The 19,328-nt window shown below is 69.7% G+C and carries 22 protein-coding genes and 3 pseudogenes; 12 read left to right on the forward strand and 13 right to left on the reverse strand.

Annotated elements, in window-relative coordinates:
* Window positions 1-68 precede the first annotated feature (68 nt).
* The gene (locus tag BV907_RS15645; RefSeq protein ID WP_077490677.1) at window positions 69-662 is read left to right on the forward strand and encodes a hypothetical protein; all 594 of its coding nucleotides are present in this window, start codon (window positions 69-71) and stop codon (window positions 660-662) included.
* Here BV907_RS15645 and BV907_RS15650 read toward each other — a convergent pair whose 3' ends face one another.
* From BV907_RS15650 to BV907_RS15665, 4 genes are all read right to left on the reverse strand, one after another.
* Entirely contained in the window at window positions 663-1,670 is a 1,008-nt protein-coding gene (locus BV907_RS15650) for an adenosine deaminase (RefSeq protein WP_217697952.1), read from the reverse strand.
* Between the two features lie 64 nt (window positions 1,671-1,734).
* The gene (locus tag BV907_RS15655) at window positions 1,735-2,082 is read right to left on the reverse strand and encodes a hypothetical protein (RefSeq protein WP_077490678.1); all 348 of its coding nucleotides are present in this window, start codon (window positions 2,080-2,082) and stop codon (window positions 1,735-1,737) included.
* Window positions 2,083-2,132: 50 nt separating this feature from the next.
* Window positions 2,133-2,597 (reverse strand): PTS sugar transporter subunit IIA, encoded by a 465-nt coding sequence (locus BV907_RS15660; protein WP_077490679.1) that lies wholly within the window; start codon window positions 2,595-2,597, stop codon window positions 2,133-2,135.
* Window positions 2,597-2,827 (reverse strand): PTS sugar transporter subunit IIB, encoded by a 231-nt coding sequence (locus BV907_RS15665; RefSeq protein ID WP_077490680.1) that lies wholly within the window; start codon window positions 2,825-2,827, stop codon window positions 2,597-2,599. The genes BV907_RS15660 and BV907_RS15665 overlap by 1 nt, the downstream gene beginning before the upstream one ends.
* Before the next feature lie 181 nt (window positions 2,828-3,008).
* Between BV907_RS15665 and BV907_RS15670 the strand changes: the two genes are divergently transcribed.
* The 3 genes from BV907_RS15670 to BV907_RS15680 all read left to right on the forward strand — a co-directional run bounded on the left by BV907_RS15670 (window position 3,009) and on the right by BV907_RS15680 (window position 5,913).
* Window positions 3,009-4,256: a PTS transporter subunit EIIC gene (locus tag BV907_RS15670; RefSeq protein ID WP_077490681.1), complete on the forward strand. Its 1,248-nt coding sequence runs from the start codon at window positions 3,009-3,011 to the stop codon at window positions 4,254-4,256.
* Between the two features lie 104 nt (window positions 4,257-4,360).
* A complete protein-coding gene (gene nagB, locus BV907_RS15675) occupies window positions 4,361-5,140 on the forward strand; it encodes a glucosamine-6-phosphate deaminase (protein WP_077490682.1) in 780 nt (259 codons plus the stop codon).
* Window positions 5,125-5,913 (forward strand): copper homeostasis protein CutC, encoded by a 789-nt coding sequence (locus BV907_RS15680; RefSeq protein WP_245828023.1) that lies wholly within the window; start codon window positions 5,125-5,127, stop codon window positions 5,911-5,913. Before nagB ends, BV907_RS15680 begins: the two co-directional genes overlap by 16 nt.
* A gap of 161 nt (window positions 5,914-6,074) precedes the next feature.
* Here the strand turns inward: BV907_RS15680 and BV907_RS15685 are convergent, their stop codons facing one another.
* Window positions 6,075-6,725, reverse strand: a complete 651-nt coding sequence (locus BV907_RS15685; RefSeq protein WP_077490683.1) for a class I SAM-dependent methyltransferase — start codon at window positions 6,723-6,725, stop codon at window positions 6,075-6,077.
* The gene (locus BV907_RS15690; protein ID WP_139346822.1) at window positions 6,722-7,669 is read right to left on the reverse strand and encodes an NAD(P)/FAD-dependent oxidoreductase; all 948 of its coding nucleotides are present in this window, start codon (window positions 7,667-7,669) and stop codon (window positions 6,722-6,724) included. The genes BV907_RS15685 and BV907_RS15690 overlap by 4 nt, the downstream gene beginning before the upstream one ends.
* Before the next feature lie 82 nt (window positions 7,670-7,751).
* On the opposite strand from BV907_RS15690, the gene BV907_RS15695 reads away from it, so the two are divergent.
* The gene (locus BV907_RS15695) at window positions 7,752-8,339 is read left to right on the forward strand and encodes a helix-turn-helix domain-containing protein (protein ID WP_077490685.1); all 588 of its coding nucleotides are present in this window, start codon (window positions 7,752-7,754) and stop codon (window positions 8,337-8,339) included.
* A gap of 105 nt (window positions 8,340-8,444) precedes the next feature.
* On the opposite strand, the pseudogene BV907_RS15700 reads toward BV907_RS15695, so the two are convergent.
* Window positions 8,445-8,663: pseudogene (locus BV907_RS15700) on the reverse strand (MFS transporter); the annotation flags it as partial.
* Between the two features lie 402 nt (window positions 8,664-9,065).
* Here BV907_RS15700 and BV907_RS19400 point away from each other — a divergent pair.
* Window positions 9,066-9,314: a hypothetical protein gene (locus tag BV907_RS19400; RefSeq protein ID WP_175637490.1), complete on the forward strand. Its 249-nt coding sequence runs from the start codon at window positions 9,066-9,068 to the stop codon at window positions 9,312-9,314.
* A 289-nt stretch (window positions 9,315-9,603) separates the two neighbouring features.
* Here BV907_RS19400 and BV907_RS19830 read toward each other — a convergent pair.
* A pseudogene (locus BV907_RS19830) lies at window positions 9,604-10,053 on the reverse strand (recombinase family protein); the annotation flags it as partial.
* 293 nt (window positions 10,054-10,346) lie between these two features.
* Here BV907_RS19830 and BV907_RS18960 point away from each other — a divergent pair.
* A complete protein-coding gene (locus BV907_RS18960; RefSeq protein ID WP_175637491.1) occupies window positions 10,347-10,811 on the forward strand; it encodes a hypothetical protein in 465 nt (154 codons plus the stop codon).
* 99 nt (window positions 10,812-10,910) lie between these two features.
* Here BV907_RS18960 and BV907_RS18525 read toward each other — a convergent pair.
* Window positions 10,911-11,054: pseudogene (locus BV907_RS18525) on the reverse strand (transposase); the annotation flags it as partial.
* A gap of 148 nt (window positions 11,055-11,202) precedes the next feature.
* Between BV907_RS18525 and BV907_RS15715 the strand changes: the two are divergent.
* From BV907_RS15715 to BV907_RS15735, 5 genes are all read left to right on the forward strand, one after another.
* Window positions 11,203-12,879, forward strand: a complete 1,677-nt coding sequence (locus tag BV907_RS15715) for a Mu transposase C-terminal domain-containing protein (protein ID WP_077490687.1) — start codon at window positions 11,203-11,205, stop codon at window positions 12,877-12,879.
* Entirely contained in the window at window positions 12,873-13,787 is a 915-nt protein-coding gene (locus BV907_RS15720) for a TniB family NTP-binding protein (RefSeq protein WP_245828024.1), read from the forward strand. The genes BV907_RS15715 and BV907_RS15720 overlap by 7 nt, the downstream gene beginning before the upstream one ends.
* A complete protein-coding gene (locus BV907_RS19835) occupies window positions 13,784-14,731 on the forward strand; it encodes a TniQ family protein (RefSeq protein ID WP_077490688.1) in 948 nt (315 codons plus the stop codon). Before BV907_RS15720 ends, BV907_RS19835 begins: the two co-directional genes overlap by 4 nt.
* Window positions 14,626-15,033 (forward strand): hypothetical protein, encoded by a 408-nt coding sequence (locus BV907_RS15730; RefSeq protein WP_175637492.1) that lies wholly within the window; start codon window positions 14,626-14,628, stop codon window positions 15,031-15,033. Before BV907_RS19835 ends, BV907_RS15730 begins: the two co-directional genes overlap by 106 nt.
* Window positions 15,034-15,125: 92 nt before the next feature.
* Window positions 15,126-15,533 (forward strand): recombinase family protein, encoded by a 408-nt coding sequence (locus BV907_RS15735; protein WP_425441650.1) that lies wholly within the window; start codon window positions 15,126-15,128, stop codon window positions 15,531-15,533.
* 862 nt (window positions 15,534-16,395) lie between these two features.
* Here BV907_RS15735 and BV907_RS15740 read toward each other — a convergent pair.
* The 4 genes from BV907_RS15740 to BV907_RS15755 are packed head-to-tail and all read right to left on the reverse strand — an operon-like array spanning window position 16,396 to window position 19,149.
* The gene (locus BV907_RS15740) at window positions 16,396-17,406 is read right to left on the reverse strand and encodes a hypothetical protein (RefSeq protein WP_139346823.1); all 1,011 of its coding nucleotides are present in this window, start codon (window positions 17,404-17,406) and stop codon (window positions 16,396-16,398) included.
* Window positions 17,403-17,741 (reverse strand): PadR family transcriptional regulator, encoded by a 339-nt coding sequence (locus tag BV907_RS15745; RefSeq protein ID WP_217697954.1) that lies wholly within the window; start codon window positions 17,739-17,741, stop codon window positions 17,403-17,405. Before BV907_RS15745 ends, BV907_RS15740 begins: the two co-directional genes overlap by 4 nt.
* Window positions 17,742-17,797: 56 nt before the next feature.
* Window positions 17,798-18,547, reverse strand: coding sequence for a hypothetical protein (locus tag BV907_RS15750; RefSeq protein WP_077490691.1), 750 nt, complete (start codon window positions 18,545-18,547; stop codon window positions 17,798-17,800).
* Window positions 18,544-19,149 (reverse strand): RNA polymerase sigma factor, encoded by a 606-nt coding sequence (locus tag BV907_RS15755; protein WP_077490762.1) that lies wholly within the window; start codon window positions 19,147-19,149, stop codon window positions 18,544-18,546. The genes BV907_RS15750 and BV907_RS15755 overlap by 4 nt, the downstream gene beginning before the upstream one ends.
* Window positions 19,150-19,328 lie beyond the last annotated feature (179 nt).

A 19,328-nucleotide genomic window follows, 5' to 3' on the forward strand; every position in this document is an offset into this window, starting at 1 on the left:
CTTGTCCACCGGCGTCGATGCCCCGATTCTGTTAGTGCGGGGGGCCGACGCGAGGCAGGCGGTGGTCCATGGAACGGAATCTCGGCCTCGCCGGGGCCACGGTGACGGTCCTGGGCTCGGTGCTCTTCATCGTCGCGGCGTTCCTGCCGATCTCGATGCGGGTCTTCCCCGAGACGTCTCCGGCCAAGAAGCTGGAGAGCATCGAGGCCGCGCTCGGACAGTGGCAGGCCGCGCAGGTCCTCTTCGGCGCCGGCGCGGTGGTCACCGTGCTCGGTATCGCCCTCTACGCGATGTCTTTGCGCAGGGAGGCTTTTGCCCCCCTCGTCTGGACGAGCGTGGCCCTGCTGGCTCTGGCAGTCGTCCCCTGGCTGTGGCAGGTCGTCGCCCGCGCGGCGGATCCTGAGCGGTTCGCCCAAGGCCGGTCCCCCACATGGGCGTACCTGGCCTCCTTCCTCGTCACGGAAGCGGGCCTGGCCGCCCTCGGCATGGCGCTGCTGTCCTCGCCGCTTCCGGCCTGGCTCGGCTGGGCGCTCATCGTCTACGTGGCCCTCCTCGCCGTCCTCACCCTGGTCTTCCGCGACATGCCCCCGTTCGCCTTCTACCTTGCGACGCTCGTTGTCGGAGTGGTCCTGCTGTTCCGGTCCGGGGCGTCGTCCGCCTGATCAGGCGCCGTCGGCGGCCTCCCAGGTGTCGATGTCGGCGAGGAGCTCCGCCTGCCGCTGAGCGGAAGCGAAGCTCGCCGTGACCGAGTTGCGGGCCAGGGTCGCGAGGTCGCCGCGGGAGAGGCCGAACTGCTCGGCGACGGCCTGGAGGTTCTGGCCCGCGTAGCCGCCGAAGTATGCCGGGTCGTCCGAGTTGACGGTCACGTGCAGGCCCGCGCTGAGCATCTCGGGCAGCGGGTGGACGGCGAGCGTGTCGACGGCGCGGAGCCGCACGTTGGAGAACGGGCACACCGTGAGCGGGACGCGGTGCTCGACGAGGTGCCGGACCAGCTCGGGGTCCTCCAGCGAGCGGATCCCATGGTCGATCCGCTCGGCGCCGAGGTCGCGCAGGGCGCCCCACACGTACTCCGGGCCGCCCTCCTCCCCCGCGTGCGCGACGGCGTGCAGCCCGAGTGCGCGGGCCTCGGCGTAGATCGCGGCGAACTTCCCCGGCGGGTTGCCCACCTCGGCCGAGTCGAGCCCGACGCCGACGATCCCCGCCAGGTCCCTCCTCGCCTCGGCCCACACGGCCTCGGCCTGCTCGACCGGGGCGTCGCGGAGGAACGAGAGGATGAGCGAGCCGCTCACGCCCAGGCGCGCGGCGTCGTCGACCGCGTCCCGCAGCCCGCCCACGACGTCCGCGTACGCGACCCCGCGGGAGGTGTGCGCCTGGGCGTCGAAGAACAGCTCGGCGTGCCGGACGCCCTCGGCGGCCGCGCGCTCGAAGTACGCCGCGGCGAGGTCGCGGAAGTCCTCGCGCGTGCGCAGGACGTCCATGCACGCGTAGTAGAGGTCGAGGAACGACTGCAGGTCCGTGAACGAGTACGCCGCGCGCAGCTCCTCGACGGAGCCGAACGGGAGCGTGATGCCGTTGCGGGCGGCGAGCTCGAACGCGAGCTCCGGCTCGAGGGTGCCCTCGATGTGCAGGTGGAGCTCGGCCTTGGGCAGGAGCAGGGCGTCGGCGGTCATGGGCTCTACCCTCGCACACGTTCCTGGCGGGACTTCCGGAGGAGGACGTGCGCCCCGAGGACCTTCAGGTCCTCCTGCGCAGCCAGCGGGCGAGGAAGGCGGCTTCGACGGCGGCGTCCAGCAGGAAGACCTTGCTGATCCTGCCCCGCAGCGCATAGAACACGTCGATGGAGCCCAGCGCTCCGGCGGTCCCCGTGCCGAGGCGCCGCGCCTGCTCCAGGCTCTCCGGGGTCTCCTTGGCCCGCAGCTGTGCGTAGCCGATGACGGCGATGAGCAGGCCTGCCGCGCGGACCAGCCATGTGTCGGTCTTCGGCCCCGACACCGCCTCGAAGCTGCGCATGTGCAGCAGCGGCCATATGCCCGTGACCAGGTAGAACGCACCCTGCAGTCGGGACGTCGACAGCTCTCGCATCCTCAAACCCCCTTGGTCAGACCGCAGCCCTGCCTCCCAGTGTGACGCGCTCAGCCGCCGTTGACCGAGAAGAGCTCCGCCCCGGCCTCGACGGCGCCCTCGGCGAGCGGCGTCGTCGTGCCCGGCTTGGTGTCGAGGACGACGACGGGGCTCACCATCGAGTAGCCGGCCGCGAGCGCGGGGGCCGGGTCGACGCGCATGATGACAGCGCCGGCGTCGACCGTGTCCCCCTTCGCGGCGAGCAGCTCGAAGCCCTCGCCCTGGAGCTTCACGGTGTCGATCCCCACGTGGGTGAGCACGCCCCGCCCCGAGGCGTCCACGACGACGAACGCGTGCGGGAGCAGCTTGACGATCTTCCCGGCGACCGGGGAGACGACCTCGAAGGACTCCCCCGCGGGCGGCTCGACGGCCGCGCCGGAGCCGACCATCTCGGCCGAGAACACGGGGTCGGGGACCTGGCCGATCGGGACGGCGGTGCCGGCCATGGGGGCCCGGACGATGAGCGCCGCCGCCATCAGAGGAGGTCCTCGATGTCCTCGGCGAGCGTGTCGGCCTCGGGGCCGACGATGACCTGGACGGCCGAGCCCGCGGCGAGCACGCCGTGCGCGCCGGCGGCCTTGAGCGCGCCCTCGTCGACGAGCGACGCGTCCTTGACCTCGGTGCGCAGGCGTGTGATGCACGCCTCGACCTCGACGATGTTCCCGGCTCCACCGAGCCCGGCGATGATCTTCTCTGCCTTCGACATGGCATGGCTCCTTCGCTGTCCTAGCTGGTCGTGGGACCAGTGTGTGCCGCTTCGCCCTGCGGGTCATCCCTTGACATCCCGCCGTGGCTCCGCTCACACTGAACTGGTCATAACCAGACAGTACCGGCTAGGACCGGCACTGCACAAGACCCCCAGATCCCATCCCGCAAAGGTGCACCCCATGTCGACTGACACGACGGCCCAGGCGCCGGAGAAGAAGCCCAACGTCGTCTTCGCGACCCTCCAGCGGCTCGGCCGCACGCTCATGCTCCCCATCGCGGTCCTGCCCGCGGCCGGCATCCTCCTGCGGCTCGGCCAGGCGGACCTGCTCGGCGCGATCCCGGGCTTCGCCCAGGGCGCCGCCGTCATCTCCGCCGCGGGCAACGCCGTCTTCGCCTGGCTGCCGCTCATCTTCGCCGTCGGCATCGCGATCGGCTGGGCCAAGAAGGCGGACGGCTCCACGGCCCTCGCCGCCGTCGTCGGCTACATGGTGATCGACGGCGTCTTCAAGGCCATGTCCCCCGTGGTCCTCGCGGACCAGCTCGACCCGACCGGCAAGCCCGCCGTCATCAACTACGGCGTCCTCGCCGGCATCATCGTGGGCCTGTTCTCCGCGAGCCTGTGGCAGCGGTTCTACCGGACCAAGCTGCCCGACTTCCTCGGCTTCTTCTCGGGCCGGCGCCTCGTGCCGATCCTGACCTCGGTCACGAGCCTCGTCGTCGGCGTCGTCATGGCCATGCTCTACCCGCTCTTCAACGCCGCGCTCTCGTGGGTCGGCCAGGCCGTAGCCGCGAACGCCGTCGTGGGCGGCGGCGTGTACGGCTTCGCCAACCGCATGCTCATCCCGGCCGGCCTGCACCACATCCTCAACTCCGTGGTCTGGTTCCTCATCGGCGACTTCACGGGCCCCGACGGCCAGCTCGTCCGCGGCGACCTCAACCGCTTCTTCGCCGGCGACCCGGGCGCGGGCCTGTTCATGACCGGCTTCTTCCCGATCATGATGTTCGGCCTCCCGGCCGCGGCGTTCGCGATCTGGCGGCACGCGAAGAAGTCCCAGCGCAAGATCGTCGGCGGCATCATGCTCTCCACGGCCCTCACCGCGTTCCTCACCGGCATCACCGAGCCGCTCGAGTACGCGTTCATGTTCGTCGCCTTCCCGCTCTACGTGGTCCACGCCGTCCTGACCGGCACCTCCCTGGCCCTCGTGAACGCCCTCGACATCCACCACGGCTTCACCTTCTCGGCCGGGCTCATCGACTTCGTGCTGAACTTCGGCAAGGCAGAGAACGCGTGGCTCCTGATCCCGATCGGCCTCGGCTACGCGGTGGTCTACTACTTCCTCTTCAGCTTCGTCATCAAGCGCTGGAACCTGCGCACGCCGGGCCGCGAGGACGACGAGGTCACGGTCGAGACCGAGCCCGCGAAGTAGCCCCCCGCTCCCTCGTCCTGCCCTCGCGCCCGGGCGCACGACGGCGACCGCCCGCCGTCGTGCGCCCCTCACCGCCCGCCCGCCCACCACGAGAAAGCAGCAGCATGGAGATCATCGTCCTGCCCGACCCCGACGCCGTGGCCCGCACCGCCGCCGACATCATCGAGGAGCGGCTCCGGCGCGGCCCCGCCGTCCTAGGCCTCGCGACCGGCTCGACCCCGCTCAGGACCTACCGCGAGCTCATCCGGCGCCACCGCGAGGAGGGCCTGAGCTTCGCCGACGCGCAGGGCTTCCCGCTCGACGAGTACGTGGGCCTGCCGGCCTCGCACCCGGAGTCGTACCGCTCGGTGATCCGGCGCGAGATCGCGGACCACGTGGACTTCGCCCCGGGCGCGGTGCACGGGCTCGACGGCGAGGCCCCGGACCCGGCCGCCGAGGCCGAGCGGTACGAGCGCGCCATCGCCGAGGCCGGCGGCGTGGACGTGCAGATCCTGGGCATCGGCACGGACGGGCACATCGGCTTCAACGAGCCCATGTCCTCGCTCGCCTCGCGGACGCGGATCAAGACGCTCACGGCGCAGACCCGGCGGGACAACGCGCGCTTCTTCGACAGCATCGACGAGGTCCCCGAGCACGTCCTCACGCAGGGGCTCGGGACGATCATGGAGGCCCGGCACGTGATCCTCATCGGACTCGGCGAGGCCAAGGCGGAGGCCATCGCCGCCGCGGTCGAGGGCCCGCTGGCGGCTCTGTGCCCCGCGTCGGTGCTGCAGCTGCACCCGCACGTCACGGTCCTGGTCGACGAGCCCGCCGCCGCGCGCCTCGCGCACACGGAGTACTACCAGTACACGTTCGGCCGGAAGCCCGCGTGGCAGGGGTTCTGAGGCCGGGGCCCGAGTCTGCTCCGCGCAGCCTCGCGACGGTTGGCCCGGCGCTCGAGTTCGCCGTCGAGTCCGCCGCGGGGGCGCGGGTCGCCCTGGCCGCCGGGGCGGACCGGGTGGAGCTGTGCGCGGCCTTGGCAGAGACCGGCGGCGTCACGCCGGGCATCGGCGTGATCGAGGCCGCGTGCGCGGTCGGGATCCCCGTGCACGTGCTGGTCCGGCCGCGGGCGGGCGGCTTCGCCTACACGGCCGAGGAGCTCAAGGGCATCGAGGCCGATGCCGTCGCCGCGATCCGCGCGGGCGCGGCGGGGGTCGTCGTCGGGATGCTCTCGGCCGACGGCGGGCCGGACGCCGAGGCGCTCGGCCGGGTCGCCACCGCGGTGCGTACCGAGGACCCGGGCGCGGAGGTGACCTTCCACCGGGCGTTCGACGCCGCGCTGGCCGCGGGCGCGCTGGGCACGGACGGACGGGCCGCTGATGGTCTGGCCGCCGAAGCCTTGGCCCGGATCGCGCGGGCAGGCGCCGACCGGGTCCTCACGAGCGGCGGGGCGCCGGATTGCGGCCGGGGGCTCGCGGGGCTGCGGCGGCTCGTCGGGCTGGGCCGGGTGCACGCGCCGGGGCTGCAGGTCATGGCCGGCGGCGGCGTGACCGCGGGGCTCGTGCCGGAGCTCCTCGCGGCCGGGGTGCACGCCGTGCACGCCTCGGCGCGCGGGGGCTCGGGCGTCATCGACCCGGCGGTCGCCGCCGGGATCGCCACGGCAGTGCGGGGCCTGTAGGGCCGCCTCCACCCGGAGTCCGGTCCGCGAGCCCGGCCGCGGACCCCGAGAGGCGTCCGTTCCTGCTCACGATGGGCCAGCTGCATCGCTTCAACGCGGCGTGTCGCACCCGACTCGCCGGGCCCCAAGGGCCACGACGAACACGGGCGGACAGGCCCGGCTCACCCCTCGCGCCGAGTGGCCCTGATGACGGCGTCGTGGAGGGTCATGGCGTGCCCCGGCCTCCTCATGACCGTCCGCGCCCGCCGGTCCGCGGTCTCGACGCGCCAGCCGTCGCGCCCGAGGCGTGCGGCGACGTCCTCCGGCCGGACCGACGCTGCCGGCGGGTGGGCGTGCGGCAGGCCTGTCGGGGCGCCCGCCGCGGCCGGGGCCTCCAGATGCCCGACGACGAGGAGGGTCCCGCCGGGGGCGACCCACCGCGAGAGCTGCTCGTAGAGGTCGAGCTGGGGCATCGAGGCGTGGGCGTAGTTGGTCATGACAAGATCGAAGCGGCCCTCCGGTTCCCACGCCGTCAGGTCCGCCTGGAGCCAGGTGACTGGGCGGGGAAGGGCGAGGCCCGCAGCGCGCGCCGCGGCCTGCTCGAGCGCGTGGCCCGAGACGTCCGCTGCGGTGACTCGCCAGCCCCTGGCCGCAAGCCAGATCGCCTCGGCACCGTGCCCGCAGCCCGCGTCCAGCGCCGTTCCCGGGACAAGCGCCCCGATCTCGTCGACGACGTGGGGATTGGCCGTCCCGCCGCCGTGCTCCGCTGGTGACGCCCCGCTCAGGCTCGTCCAGTGGGTCTCCCAGTACTGCTCGTCGAAGGCGTGCGTCATGAGCCGGCCCCCGTTCCGAGCCGGGCCGCCAGTGGGGAGGCCGGTGGGGCGGCGGCCCCCATCAGGAGATCGGCGTTGAGGGAGGCGGCCGCGGAGGCCCCGGACACCATCGCCGCGAGGTCGCTCGAGTTGCCTGCGGCCCACACGCCCGGGACGTCGGTCTTCCCCATGGCATCGGCCGGGATGTGGACGCCGAGGGGATGTTGGGCAGGCGTCCCGCCGAGCTGCTCATAGAGGGCCGTCCGGGCGACGAACCGCGGAGCGACCACTACGGCGTCCGCAGCGACCTCGCGGCCATCCGCCAGGGCGACCGCCCGGAGCCCGCCGCCCTCCGACGTCAGGCCCGCCACCCTGCCCTCGACGAGGCGGATGCCGAGGGCGGCGAGCTGCGCCCGGGCGGCGTCGTCCAGATCCGCCTCGTGGAGGAACACGGTGACGTCCTCGCTCAGCTGCCGGAACAGCAGGGCCTGGTGGACCGCCCTCGCATCCGTCGCGAGCACGCCGATGCGCCGGCCGCGCACCTCCCAGCCATGACAGTAGGGGCAGTGCAGCACGCTGCGGCCCCACAGCTCCCGGACGCCCGGGACCTCGGGCAGCTCGTCGACGAGGCCCGTGGCGAGGAGCAGCCTGCGGGCGCGGATGGTCCTGCCGTCCGCGAGCCCCAGCTCGAAGCCGCCCTCCCCAAGACTGGCCGACACGGCCTGGCCATGCTCGAGGCGTGCGCCGTAGCCCTGCGCCTCGCGCCTGCCCTCGGCGAGGAGCTCCAGCGGCGGGACGCCCTCGCGCCCCAGCACGTTGTGCGCGCCGGCCGCGGGGGCGTTGCGCGGTTCGCCGCCGTCGACGACGACGACCGAGCGGCGCGAGCGAGCGAGGGCCACGGCTGCGCTGAGCCCCGAGAAGCCCCCGCCGGCAATGGCGACGTCGTAGATCCCGTGTGATTCCATGGTTGCCTCCTTCTGGAGAACCATTCTCATAAGAGTCCCTCAAGGATGGCAATCCGTTTTGCCACTATGGCAAACTGGGTGCATGCCCGACGCACCCGGCTCCTTCGACGACCTCCTGAACGACGTCGGCGGCCGGCTGCGCGCCATCCGCGCCGGGCGGAGCCTGACCCTCGCGGACGTCTCGGTCGCGACGGGGATCTCCGTGAGCACGCTGTCCCGGCTCGAATCCGGAAGCCGGCGCCCGACGCTCGAGCTCCTGCTGCCGCTAGCGCGGACCTACGGCGTCCCCCTCGACGAGCTCGTGGGCGCCCCGGCCGTGGGCGATCCGCGCGTCCACATTCGGCCCATCCGCCGCCATGGGCAGACCATCCTGCCCCTGAGCCGCGGGGCCAGCGGGGTGACCGCCTTCAAGCACGTCCTCCCAGGGAGGTCCACCCCCGAGGATCCTCGCCCGCGCGTCCATCCCGGGCACGAGTGGCTCTACGTCCTGGCGGGCCGCCTCCGCCTCGTCCTGGGCGGCCGCGAGTTCCTGCTCGAGGCCGGCGAGGCCGCCGAGTTCGACACCCGCACTCCGCACTGGTTCGGCGCGGGCGGGCCGCAGGCGGTCGAGTTCATCAGCCTCTTCGGCCCACGCGGCGAGCGGGTCCACGTCAGCGAGCTCGGCGAGTAGCCAGCCGCAACGTCACAGCCGGAGGGCGGCCCTACCCGCTCGTCCCGGAATGGGCCGGCTGCGGGCCGACCCATGAGTGGGCGCGACCCGCACAAGGACCGGCGGGACATGGCCCGAGCGGAAGACGCCGAACTCGCGCGCGAGGCCCGGCCCGCCGTCGTGCGCCCTGTCAGCGGGCACGAGGGCGAGGATCCCGGCCAGGGCGAGGACGCCGATCGCAACGATGGCCCAGAAGGTCGAGCGCCAGCCGAGTTCCTGGCAGAGGAAGGTCCCGAAGGGAACGCCGGGAACGTTGGCCGCCGTCAGCCCGGTGAACATCACGGCGAACCTTCTGGTCTACCTCAAGCTCGACCCGGCAGCCGTCCAGGAAGGCTTCGGCCGGGACGTGAGCGAGCATCGGACATTGCGGCCGGCGACCTGGAGCAACGGGTCACCGATGATTCCCAGTGGACGCTCGTGGAGGAACTCACCCGGCGGGCCTACACGGCAAACTAGCGCCCCGATCCCACATCGACTTCTGTCAGGGATCCGAGCGGCCTCCCTCAAGACCCCGTCGCCCGGCGCATCCACTCGCCTCGCAGAAATGTCGGGCGGATGTGGCACGATCCTTGTGTGACATCGACTTCCTCATCCCCTCTGGGGCGGCCACTACGTAATCGATGGGGGCTACGCGGAGCGCGTTCCGCGTAGCGGCGCGCCAGCCGCCAAGTGAAAGGAAGTCGTTCCATGCCCAAGTCCAAGATCGCCAAGAACCCCGTCGTCCCCACCCTCTCCTACACCGATTCCAAGGGGATGGGAGAGAAGCTCGTGGTGTGGCCGAGCGTTCTCGATGATGACCCGTGCATCCAGATCGATCCCGACCACATGTGTGAGACGAGTCGCGCTGTCTACTTCCGCAGGGAGGACGCGGCCAAGCTCGCCACGGCCATTCTCGCCGCCGGGATGATGAAGCCCCAGGGCAAGAAGGGCAGGTAGAACCGGGCGCGGGAAGGCAGGAGTTCACCCTCATTGCCTTCCCGCCTCGGTCGGGGTCCCGGAAGCACTCGGGAAGAATCGGGCGGATACGGCTGATCTGGGCCTGACTGGCTGGTGGTGAGGTCGGCGTGTGCCCGCTCGACCGCCTCGGGATGGCGCTGGCGTCTGTCGTGCTCAGCCAGGGCGTGGTAGATGCTGGCCAGGCGGGGTTCCGCCCCCGCTGCCGGTGGGGATGATCAGGTCCTTGCGGATCGAGGCGACGGGTTCGCCCGCGGCGCATCTCCAGTACGATGCCGTGCGCGGTGAGGTAGTCGGCCAGCGCAGTCAGCTCGGCGGAGTCGCGGCCGAGCCGCTTCGTCTCGTACACGGTGAGGATGACCCGGCAGTGCGGGGCGTGCGCCTTGATTTGCAGGCACGCCTCCAACGCCTTTTCGAACTCGGGGCGGACGCGGACGCGGACGCGGGTGGAGACCTTCTCGGCGAAGATCTTCTCGCGCGGATGCCGGCCGCGGCCAGGGCATCCAGCTGGGACTGGAGCTCCTGGGTGAGGTGGGAGCAGCGGGCGTAGCCGATGCGGATGTCCGCGCTCGGCGTGTCCGCCGGGAAGACGAAATCCTCGGGCTCGTGGCTCAGTGACACAGAGTGAATCGCAATCGGCGAGGTCCTGCGTGGGGACGTCGACATAGCCGTCTGAGCCCTCCGCCTCCTCTATGCGGAGAACCCGCTGAGGAGGTGGCACGAGTCAGGCCATAGGTACTTGCCGTTGAAGAGGACGCGTACCTACTACTCAGGCCGGAAATGTTCCTCGGTGGTCTACTGGGAGGCGTGTTGCAGGCTGTTCCAAGGCCCCATCGGGCGGGCATATGACGCACCCACGAAATCCGCGGCGTGATGTGTGCACTCTCTAGAACGCGAGTAGCGGACACTGACGGGACGGGCCATAGCATTCAGGAACCCTGCGGTTAGGGACTTGTCCCGACTCTCTTGTCCCGGTCATCTAGGGACTTTCGAACCATCAAGGGAGAATCTTCCATGAAACGCTGGATCGCACCCCTCGCAGTCACCGCCGCACTATTCGCAAGTACGGCCGCCGCAGCCCCGCCACAGAATATCGACGTAACCTTCGAGTGGCCCTGCCCAGACTTCGACGCAACGCTGCATGTCACCGGTAAGAGCGGGTTCATTTCAGTTCCGGGTGGATTCAAACTCATCGCTCCGGATCAAACGGTTACGATCACGGGTCCCACAGGCGAAACAGTGAGCTACGTCATCACGGGAGTGACCCACGTGGAGGTTCTATCCGACGGGAGCTTGGACGTCACGGCAACTGGATTGAACGTGGTCTTGGTGCCCGACGTGAAGAAGAAGCATCCAGCTGGTTTGTTCCTCACGACTGGCACGGTCAGTTGGACTCTCAACCCCGATTTCTCCGAGAAGACGCTGTTTACTTCCGAAGGTGGCACGGTCACTGACGTTTGCGAACTCATAGCGCCGTAACGCGAACCAGATGTGGGCACCCCCGCCCCCAGTTCGGGGCTGCCCCTCCTGTTCGCCTAACCTCCCCCCTGACGGTTCTTCGGATCTAAACTGGTTCTGGGTTCTTCTCCATGGGCGGTGGCCGCCTGCGGATAGCAGGCATCTGAGTCTGTCGTTGGTGAAGTTGCGGAATCCGCGGGGGATGCGGCGTGTGGTCTCGATGACGCCGTTGACGGCCTCGGTGGGCCCGTTGCAATCTCCGGCCGGAGATTTCGGATCGAGTGACGAGCGGACTGTCAAATTTCGAAGTCGTCTGCACAGATGACCGCGCAAGCGCGGGCTTGTGCAGGGGACTTCGTGCATCCGGCGTGTCCGAAGTCCTCTGCGCGGATATGCGTCGTTTGATGGTGGCGTGCAGGATGGCGCGGTCGGTGACGGCCGGGTAACCGAGCGGGGTCTGCTCTCGGTGCCGGAGCCCGTGTGGGCTTCGGCGGTCCGCCGCGCGGAGGTGATCGGCCCCTTGGCCGCGGCCGAGCGGCTGGCTGGCGGCGCGGTGGATGCCGCGGCGGAGGCCCTGGGCGTTTCGAGGCGCCAGGTCTATGTGCTCCTGCGCCGGTGGCGCGAGGGCGAGGGGCTTGCCTCGGACATGGTTCCGGGCCGGTCGTCCGGCGGCCGTGGCGGGTCTCGGCTGCCGGCTGACGTGGACGCCGTGATCGGCGAAATGCTCTCAGGTGCATATGGGAACCGCCAGAGGAAGACCGTCGCGGCGGCGCACCGGGAGATCGCGCGCCTGTGCCGCAGACGCGGCATGCCGGTCCCGTCGCGCTCTTCGGTTGCCCGCCGTATCGCCGGGCTGGATCCTCTGGCGACGGCGACCGCCCGGGAGGGAGCCGACGGCGCGCGTCGGCTGCAGTCGGCCGGCGGCCGCGTCCCTCCTGTGGGGGAGGTCCTCGAGCAGGTCCAGATCGACCACACCGTGGTGGATGTAGTCGTGGTCGACGAGCGGGAGCGCCTTCCGATCGGCCGCCCTTACGTGACCGTGGGGATCGATGTGTTCAGCCGGTGCATCGTCGGGCTGGTCGTGACGTTGGAGGCGCCCTCGGCTCTGTCGGTGGGGCTGTGCCTTGCCCACATGGCCACGGACAAGAGGCCGTGGCTTGAGCGGATCGGCGTCGAGGCGGCCTGGCCGATGAGCGGGAAGCCGCGCGAGCTGTATCTGGACAACGCGGCGGAGTTCAAGGGCGAAGCGCTGCGCAGGGGCTGTGAACAGCATGGGATCGCACTGCGCTACAGGCCTCCCGGGCAGCCCCACTATGGCGGGATCGTTGAAAGGGTCATCGGCACGATGATGGGGATGGTCCACGAGCTGCCCGGCACGACGTTCTCCAACCCTGTCGAGCGGGGCAGCTACGACTCCGAGGCCAAGGCCTCGCTGACCATGGCCGAGCTGGAGCGCTGGCTGGCCCTGGCGGTCGCCGTCTACCACGGGCAGGTGCACGGCACGATTGGGCAGACCCCGCAGTGGCGCTGGGAGGAGGCCTGCGGGAAGGCCCCGCCGCCGGTCGTGGCCGACGGGTCGTCCTTCCTGGTCGACTTCTTGCCGGTCTACCGCCGGAGGCTGGCACGGACGGGATTCGTCCTGGACTACGTGCACTACTTCAGCGATGCCCTCAAGCCCTGGGTCGCCCGCCGCGGACAGCTCGATTCCTTCGCGCTGCGCCGGGACCCGCGCGACATCAGCCGGATCTGGGTCCTGGACCCGGAGGGCGGCTCGTACCTGGCGGTGCCGTACCGGACCCTGTCCCGCCCGCCGGTGACCCTGTGGGAGCAGCGGGCGGCGGTGCAGCGCCTGCGCACCGAGGGCAAGGCCCAGGTCGACGAGGAGGCCCTGTTCCGCATGGTCGATCAGATGCGCGCCATCACCGACACGGCAACGGCTGCCACACGGAAGGCGCGACGGAACGCCGAACGGCGCCGCCGCACCCCAGCAGCGTCGTCCCCTCCGCCATTGCTGGTTCCTCCGCCCGCACCGCCGTCGCCGGGGCCGGTGCCGTCGGCGGCGCCGTTCGAGGTGATCGAGCAGTGGTAGGCAGTGCGGCGCCGGAGGCGGGCCTGGAACACCTACACGAGAGCAGCCGCGCCTCGGCGCTGCTGCCGGCTGCTGACCGCCTGCTCTGCCTCCGCGCTGACCGGTGGATCGGCTACACGAAGGCCAACCAGGCGCTGGAGCGGCTGGAGGCGCTGTTCTCCTGGCCGCAGAGGGAGCGGATGCCGAACCTGCTGGTGATAGGCCCGACCAACAACGGCAAGTCCATGGTCATCGAGAAGTTCCGACGGCTCCACCCCGCCGTCTCCCTTCCGGACTCCGAGCAGATCCCGGCGCTGGTCGTGCAGATGCCCTCCGAGCCCTCGGTGAGCCGCTTTTACGTCGCACTGCAGGCCGCGATGGGCGCACCGGTCCGCCCGCGCCAGCGCGTCGCGGAGCTCGAGCAGGCCACGCTGGCCCTGCTCCGCGCGGTCGGGGTGAAGGTGCTGGTCATCGACGAGCTCCACAATGTCCTGGCCGGGCGCGGGGATGCCCGGCGGGAGTTCCTGAACCTGATCCGCTTCCTGGGCAACGAGCTGCGCATCCCGCTGGTGGGAGTCGGCACACAGGACGCCTACCTGGCGATCCGGGCCGACGACCAGCTCGAGAACCGTTTCGAGCCCTTCCCCCTGCCCCGGTGGGAGCCCGGGCCGGAGGCGTGCTCGCTGCTGGCGAGCTTCGCAGCGGCCCTCCCGCTCCGTCGCCCCTCGCCGATCGCCACGGAGGAGATGGCTTCCTACCTGCTCAACCGCAGCGAGGGGACCATCGGCGAGCTGGCCCACCTGCTCACGGCCACCGCCGCGGTGGCCATCGAATCAGGCGAGGAGTCCATCAACCGGCGCACCCTGCTCGCGGCCGCGTACGCCGGGCCCACCGAACGGCGCAGGACGTTCGAGCGCATCCTCGCATGACGCGCCGTTGGCCCCTGCACCCCACACCTTCCGAAGGAGAAGCGCTCTCCTCCTGGCTGTGGCGGCTCGCGGGAGCGTACGGCATGACCCCTGACGCGATCCTGCGCCACAGCCTCGTCCCGCGCAGGGCAGAAGCGCCCCGGGATCCGATGGCCGGCATCGATTCCGCCCCGCCCGAGCAGCTCCTCGGAACGCTGGCGGAGCGCACAGGCGTCCCCTTGGACCGGATACGTCCGATGGCCCTGGCTGGCTTGGAGCCCTGGATCATCGAGCCGGTGGAGACCGAGCCCGGCATGGCGTTCGAGAACTACGTCCACCAGCACTCGGTCCTGCTGGGCCCGAGGGACAGGCCGCGCCGTCTGCTGTCTGGCTGGCGGCCATGGCTGCCCGCGGACCCCCGACGGACGCCGATGCGCCGCGCCTGTCCGAGCTGCATCAGCACCACCCCGCTGGCCCTCCGCAGCTTCACCCTCGTCTCCCAGATACCGCTGACCCTGACCTGCCCCGACCACGGGTGCAGGCTCGAGCCGGCATACGGCGCCCCCGGCATCTGCTTCTTCTGGGAGAGTCCCGAAACAGCGCGGGCCCCGGCGCCGGCCGCCGTCGTGGCGATGGACCGGCTCACCCACGCCGCCCTGAGCACCGGAGCCGTCGCCCTTCCGCGCCGGACCGTGCACGCCGGTGTCTGGTTCCGCCTCCTGCGCACCCTCATCGACGAGATCTCCATCCCCCTCTCGAAGCTGCCGGCGCGCTCACGGAGGGCCGTGGCCGCGTCTGGGAGGCGGCCGGCCACCCCGCCCGCGCGGGAGTCGTCGGCGCATGGCGGGCGTACGAGGCGATGCCCTGGTCCCGCCAGCAGGCCACGCTCGAAGCCGCAGCAGTGGCACTGCACCTCATTGGGAACGGCGGGATCACCGCCGAGGGCAGTCTGGGTGGTCTGCTGAGCGCCGAGCCCCACAGGCCCCTGCCCGACGGGAGGACGCCCGAAGCGGTCCGGGCGGCCGAGCTGAACCAGGCGCTCGAGGACGCCCTCGCAGCGGCCCGGGCGGACCCCCTCGAGGCGCACCGCCTGCTGGCCCTGCTCGCACCTAACCCTGGCTCGAAGAGGTTCGCCACCGTGCGCGAGGACCTCATCATGCTCGGGATCCCGGAGCAGAACCTTCCCACCCAGACCGAGGCCATGCGCCTCAGGGCGATCCACCGGGAAAGTCACGCTAGCCGGGGGCAGGATGTTAGCGAGACGTAGAATAAGCGACGGATTACGTGACATCCGGGACTTGGCTTTGGCGTACCTGGTGTTCTGTCACGTAATCGGCCGTATAAGTGACGGAGGAAGCCATGCTCGTCGGATATGTCCGGGTGTCGAAGGCCGACGGGTCACAGACCACAGATCTGCAGTGCGACGCGCTCCTCGCCGCCGGCGTCGACCCCGAGGCCGTGTACGAGGACCGGGCGTCGGGGAAACGCGACGACAGGCCGGAGCTCGCAGCCTGCCTGAAGGCCCTCCGAAACGGGGACACTCTGGTGGTGTGGAAGCTGGACCGGCTCGGTCGGGACCTGCGCCATCTGGTGAACATCGTCCACGACCTCACGGAGCGCGGCATCGGCCTGAAAGTCCTCACCGGTCAGGGCGCCGCGATCGACACCACCACCGCCTCCGGAAAGCTGGTCTTCGGGATCTTCGCCGCCCTGGCCGAATTCGAGCGCGAGCTCATCAGGGAACTTCACTGGACATCGTCAAGGTGACCGGCTGGGCGGACCGAGGAGCATCTGGTCGAGAGCCATTTAGGTGGTTTCGCCTCGAGAGCCTAAGAGCGCGTCAGGAGCAAGGGGGCTACCCCGGGAAGCAGTGTTGCAGTTGTCCTACCCTTACCGGGCATTTATTTGGGCGGGGTATGTGCCAATCTGCAGATCAGAGCCGGGGTGGCAGCCCGAAGCGCAAAGTCCCGCCCCACTCCGCGTCCGGTGGACGGCCGACTTACGGGCGCTGTGACTCGTCTCCAAGAGGATGAACTGCAAGGCGTGGTTGGGCAGTCAGTGGCAACGATTGTGGGAACGGGAACTTCGAAGGTGGCTGCTGTAGTTGCCTGTGCACTCGCTCAAACGGATCGGCATCCGTTGGGCGATCCCCATCTCGGACGCCGGCCCCTGGAGCCACTGGCGTCGGTTAACGGCCAGGCTGGCGGTGGTCGAATGGTTCCTCCGCTCGGGTAAGATCATCGTCCCGCTAGTCCCTCAAGAGTGCCGCGTGGACCTGGAGTCCTGTCCAGCATCTCGGCTCTGAGTTTCGGGATAAGCGTCTGGCGAAGCGCGGCAAGCACCTCGGACTGAATACGCGCTTCATTCGTTCCGTCTCCAGCTAGCCGCCACCAATGGTCCTTGCCATGAGTCAAGTGCCCCGCCCGCTGCGCATAGCGATGAGACGCCAAGGTGTTGGGACTCGGCTTCCCTGGATAGAAGCTGTTCCGCCAGACCTCCGCGTCCGCAAAGGGATCGGCTGTCGGGACACCCGCGAGTGCCACTTAGCGATCACAGAACGCCGCCACATAGCGATCAGATCCAGAGCCACCAGCTGCGACCGGTCCGCCGATCAGCCCGCTCGTGTCGGCTAGCTGAGCGCGCTCATGTCCCCGTCTCCGAACTCGAGTCGAGGACGTTTCCAAGCGGCCCACGCGGAGAGTGGTGCCGCGAGGAAACAGATCGTAGATACCGTGCCCGGATTCAGAAAACCGATGAGCCCGGTAGTTGTGTCACCGCCCAGAAAAATGAGGAGACGGCCGAGCGGCCACGACAATGCGGCGACGCTGAGGAGTACGACCCATGGGAGTAGTTTCCGGCTTGCGAGCAGCACCGCGGTTGTTAGGGCAAGGATCTCGGCCGCCGACCGCGACAGGGTCAGCGCGTCGACGACGGGCATCAGAGAATGACCGTAGAACGTTCTCTGGGAGCCGCCGCCTTGGAGATAGCTGGTCAGGGTCAGAAGGACCGTGACAACGGGGGTAGCCCAGACCACAATTTTTGTGAGCTTTCGGTTCCGGGCAGGTCGGCCGATCAGGGCCAGCAGGCTGCCCGTTGCGAATACGGCGGGGATGAACCAGTGCACGGCCACCGCGGCGTGGGCTGTGTCAGTCAGGAGCGGCGTGGCGAGGCATGCGAGAACGGTAAGGCCGAGCAGCAGTTTCCGGAAGCCTTCCCTGCCGATGACCAAGGCTCCGAAAGCTGCCATCGCCAAGAGGTAGATGTTTGAGGCAGCGGTTGTGAACGGGCCGTAGAGTCCGTCTGCCAGGGTATAGGAGTTCGAGCGGAACCAACGGCCGACTTCGCCCAGCACCATCATGATTGCCGCCAGCGCTGTCAAAATGATGGTGGCCGCAGCCGCCACCCTATCCCTCCGCTCGGCTGGGGCGACCATACCCAGAAGCAACGAAATTCGTGCGATGAGTCCGTGGAAGACGACAGCCACCAACTCTGCGCTAGTCGGATGTGTGCGTTGTCGGCTTTCAGCGATGTCGAGCAGGACGCCAACAAATTCGTCGCCGTAACGTGCCCTCCAGCTCCGGGGATAGGCCCGCAGTGCACGACGGTAACCAACCTCAAGCGGTGTGGTGCGGGGGCTCATGCGAGTCCTCCAGCCATACGGATCTTCAGATTGGTGCGAGCGACCACGACGTTCGCCTCAAGCCGGTCGATTTCTGAGCGAAGCTCTTGCTCTCCCTGATCCGTTAGCCCGTAGTAGCGCCGGAGACGCCCATCAACCACCTCTTCACGGTCCACGCGTATCGATCCCTCGTCCGAGAGTCGGTCCAAAGCGGCATACAGACTGCCGGGCTGCAGCTTCACCCTCCCTCCCGAAAGCCGCGCCGTCTCGGAAATCAGCGAATAGCCGTGCTGCGGGCCAGCGGCCAGTGCGGAAAGTACGAGGAATGTCGGTTCTCTCATCTCGCGTTTAGTCATGTGAGCACCATAGTCAATTGGCATGACTATTGGCGGGAAGCTTCTTGCGCGTGTCGCTACCTGCCCGGTGTCACCTCGAAGATTCCGATCTGGGTCTCTCCGTCGCTCAGGTAGACGGGGATCTCGCGGGGTGGGCGGGGCTTGCTGAAGTTCTTCGCGGCGTCTTCTGGGCTGGTCGGGCCCGGTCCGCCGGAGAGGTCCCTTGCGTAGACGTAGCCTTCCCGGCCGTTCGTGGCGATGACGGCGAGGAGGTCGGGGACTCCGACCCCCGGGATCTCGACGCCGTAGGTCTCGCCCCTGGCGTTGACCCCCCACTCGGTCCGTTCCTGCTTCACGTACTCCGCCTTCAGCTGCCAGCGGCTCTCGGGGCCGGTCTCGATGGTCACGCTGTCCTGGCCCTCGGCGAGCGGAAGGGTGTAGCCGGCCCAGCCCGTGCGGCTCCCCGCGTCCGCGGGCGAGCACGCCAGACTGGCACCGTCGGGGAACCTGAAGCTCCCGGGGGTCAGGCAGGTCAGCTCCATCTCGATCCCGGTCGCGCCCTCCGGGGCGGGGCCGAGCTCGACCGTCGCCGTGCCCGTGTACGTCTCGGTCACCGGGGAGGCCAGAGGAGTCACCTGTTCGCCGCCCGGAAGGGGCAGCAGCCCCGCGGCTGTGGCGGCGACACCCCCCAGGAGTCCGGCACCTGCCAGAGCCCCGGCACCGATCCACAGCCGTGCCCGCCGAGCAGGCTTCGCCCGCTCTGCCCGTGAGACCAGCTCCGCCCGCAGCGCTGTGCTGAACTGCTCGTCGACTCGAAGCCCGCTCATGCCCCTTCTCCTTCCAGGATCGGCGCGGCCGGAACAGCCCGGGGCCGGGCATCGGCGAGGGCGGCCTTCAGCCTCTGGCGAGCACGATGGAACCGGCTCTTCGCCGCTGAGGGGCTGAGCCCGAGAACGGCGCCGGCGGCGGAGAGGGTGTACTCCTCGAAGACGACCAGGACCACCAGATGCAGGTCTTCGGCCTTCAGGGCCCTCAGGGCCGAGGCGACGTCCTGGTCGAGGAGTCCCTGGGCTCGGCCGAAGAAGTCTTCATCCCCTTGGTCGGACACGCTCTCGGCGCGGGGCAGGGATTCAAGGAACCTCCGGTACCGGCGTGCGGCCCGCGCGGTGTTGCGGGCCACGTTCGTCGTCGTGATGAGCAGCCAGGGAAGAACCGACCCCTCGACCAGCCGCACGGCGTTGCGCCGCCTCCACAGCTCCAGGAAGGCCGATGCCAGGATGTCCTCCGCGTCATGATGGCTTCCCGCCAGGCGATAGGCGTGGCGGAAGACCCGATCCCTGTGCCTGTCATACAGCGTGCCGAACGCCTCGCCGTTGCCCCCGAGGCTACGGGCCCACAGGCCCTCGTCCCCCGCTTCAAGGTCCCCCATGCCCTGTATTGTCCGGAAGAGCCCGAAAGGTTTCACGGTATGCGTCCGCTAAGGGATCCTTTACCGGACGTTGCCTTCCGTTAGGTGCCGATTCTGGTTCTCGATCAGCTTCCGGAGATAGCGGGCCAGCACTAGCCTCTCGACCAGACGTCCTAGGGGGCCGAACGGCACTGCGAACG

It is taken from the genome of Sinomonas mesophila (assembly GCF_001999765.1).
In the GTDB taxonomy this organism is placed as follows: domain Bacteria; phylum Actinomycetota; class Actinomycetes; order Actinomycetales; family Micrococcaceae; genus Sinomonas; species Sinomonas mesophila.

What these genes read in the sequence shown, in the direction of transcription:
- BV907_RS15645 (WP_077490677.1), top strand. Translation starts at nt 69, where the DNA reads ATGGAACGGAATCTCGGCCTCGCCGGGGCCACGGTGACGGTCCTGGGC.
- BV907_RS15650 (WP_217697952.1), bottom strand. Translation starts at nt 1,670, where the DNA reads ATGACCGCCGACGCCCTGCTCCTGCCCAAGGCCGAGCTCCACCTGCAC.
- BV907_RS15655 (WP_077490678.1), bottom strand. Translation starts at nt 2,082, where the DNA reads ATGCGAGAGCTGTCGACGTCCCGACTGCAGGGTGCGTTCTACCTGGTC.
- BV907_RS15660 (WP_077490679.1), bottom strand. Translation starts at nt 2,597, where the DNA reads ATGGCGGCGGCGCTCATCGTCCGGGCCCCCATGGCCGGCACCGCCGTC.
- BV907_RS15665 (WP_077490680.1), bottom strand. Translation starts at nt 2,827, where the DNA reads ATGTCGAAGGCAGAGAAGATCATCGCCGGGCTCGGTGGAGCCGGGAAC.
- BV907_RS15670 (WP_077490681.1), top strand. Translation starts at nt 3,009, where the DNA reads ATGTCGACTGACACGACGGCCCAGGCGCCGGAGAAGAAGCCCAACGTC.
- nagB (WP_077490682.1), top strand. Translation starts at nt 4,361, where the DNA reads ATGGAGATCATCGTCCTGCCCGACCCCGACGCCGTGGCCCGCACCGCC.
- BV907_RS15685 (WP_077490683.1), bottom strand. Translation starts at nt 6,725, where the DNA reads ATGACGCACGCCTTCGACGAGCAGTACTGGGAGACCCACTGGACGAGC.
- BV907_RS15690 (WP_139346822.1), bottom strand. Translation starts at nt 7,669, where the DNA reads ATGGAATCACACGGGATCTACGACGTCGCCATTGCCGGCGGGGGCTTC.
- BV907_RS15695 (WP_077490685.1), top strand. Translation starts at nt 7,752, where the DNA reads ATGCCCGACGCACCCGGCTCCTTCGACGACCTCCTGAACGACGTCGGC.
- BV907_RS19400 (WP_175637490.1), top strand. Translation starts at nt 9,066, where the DNA reads ATGCCCAAGTCCAAGATCGCCAAGAACCCCGTCGTCCCCACCCTCTCC.
- BV907_RS18960 (WP_175637491.1), top strand. Translation starts at nt 10,347, where the DNA reads ATGAAACGCTGGATCGCACCCCTCGCAGTCACCGCCGCACTATTCGCA.
- BV907_RS19835 (WP_077490688.1), top strand. Translation starts at nt 13,784, where the DNA reads ATGACGCGCCGTTGGCCCCTGCACCCCACACCTTCCGAAGGAGAAGCG.
- BV907_RS15730 (WP_175637492.1), top strand. Translation starts at nt 14,626, where the DNA reads ATGCCCTGGTCCCGCCAGCAGGCCACGCTCGAAGCCGCAGCAGTGGCA.
- BV907_RS15735 (WP_425441650.1), top strand. Translation starts at nt 15,126, where the DNA reads ATGCTCGTCGGATATGTCCGGGTGTCGAAGGCCGACGGGTCACAGACC.
- BV907_RS15740 (WP_139346823.1), bottom strand. Translation starts at nt 17,406, where the DNA reads ATGAGCCCCCGCACCACACCGCTTGAGGTTGGTTACCGTCGTGCACTG.
- BV907_RS15745 (WP_217697954.1), bottom strand. Translation starts at nt 17,741, where the DNA reads ATGACTAAACGCGAGATGAGAGAACCGACATTCCTCGTACTTTCCGCA.
- BV907_RS15750 (WP_077490691.1), bottom strand. Translation starts at nt 18,547, where the DNA reads ATGAGCGGGCTTCGAGTCGACGAGCAGTTCAGCACAGCGCTGCGGGCG.
- BV907_RS15755 (WP_077490762.1), bottom strand. Translation starts at nt 19,149, where the DNA reads ATGGGGGACCTTGAAGCGGGGGACGAGGGCCTGTGGGCCCGTAGCCTC.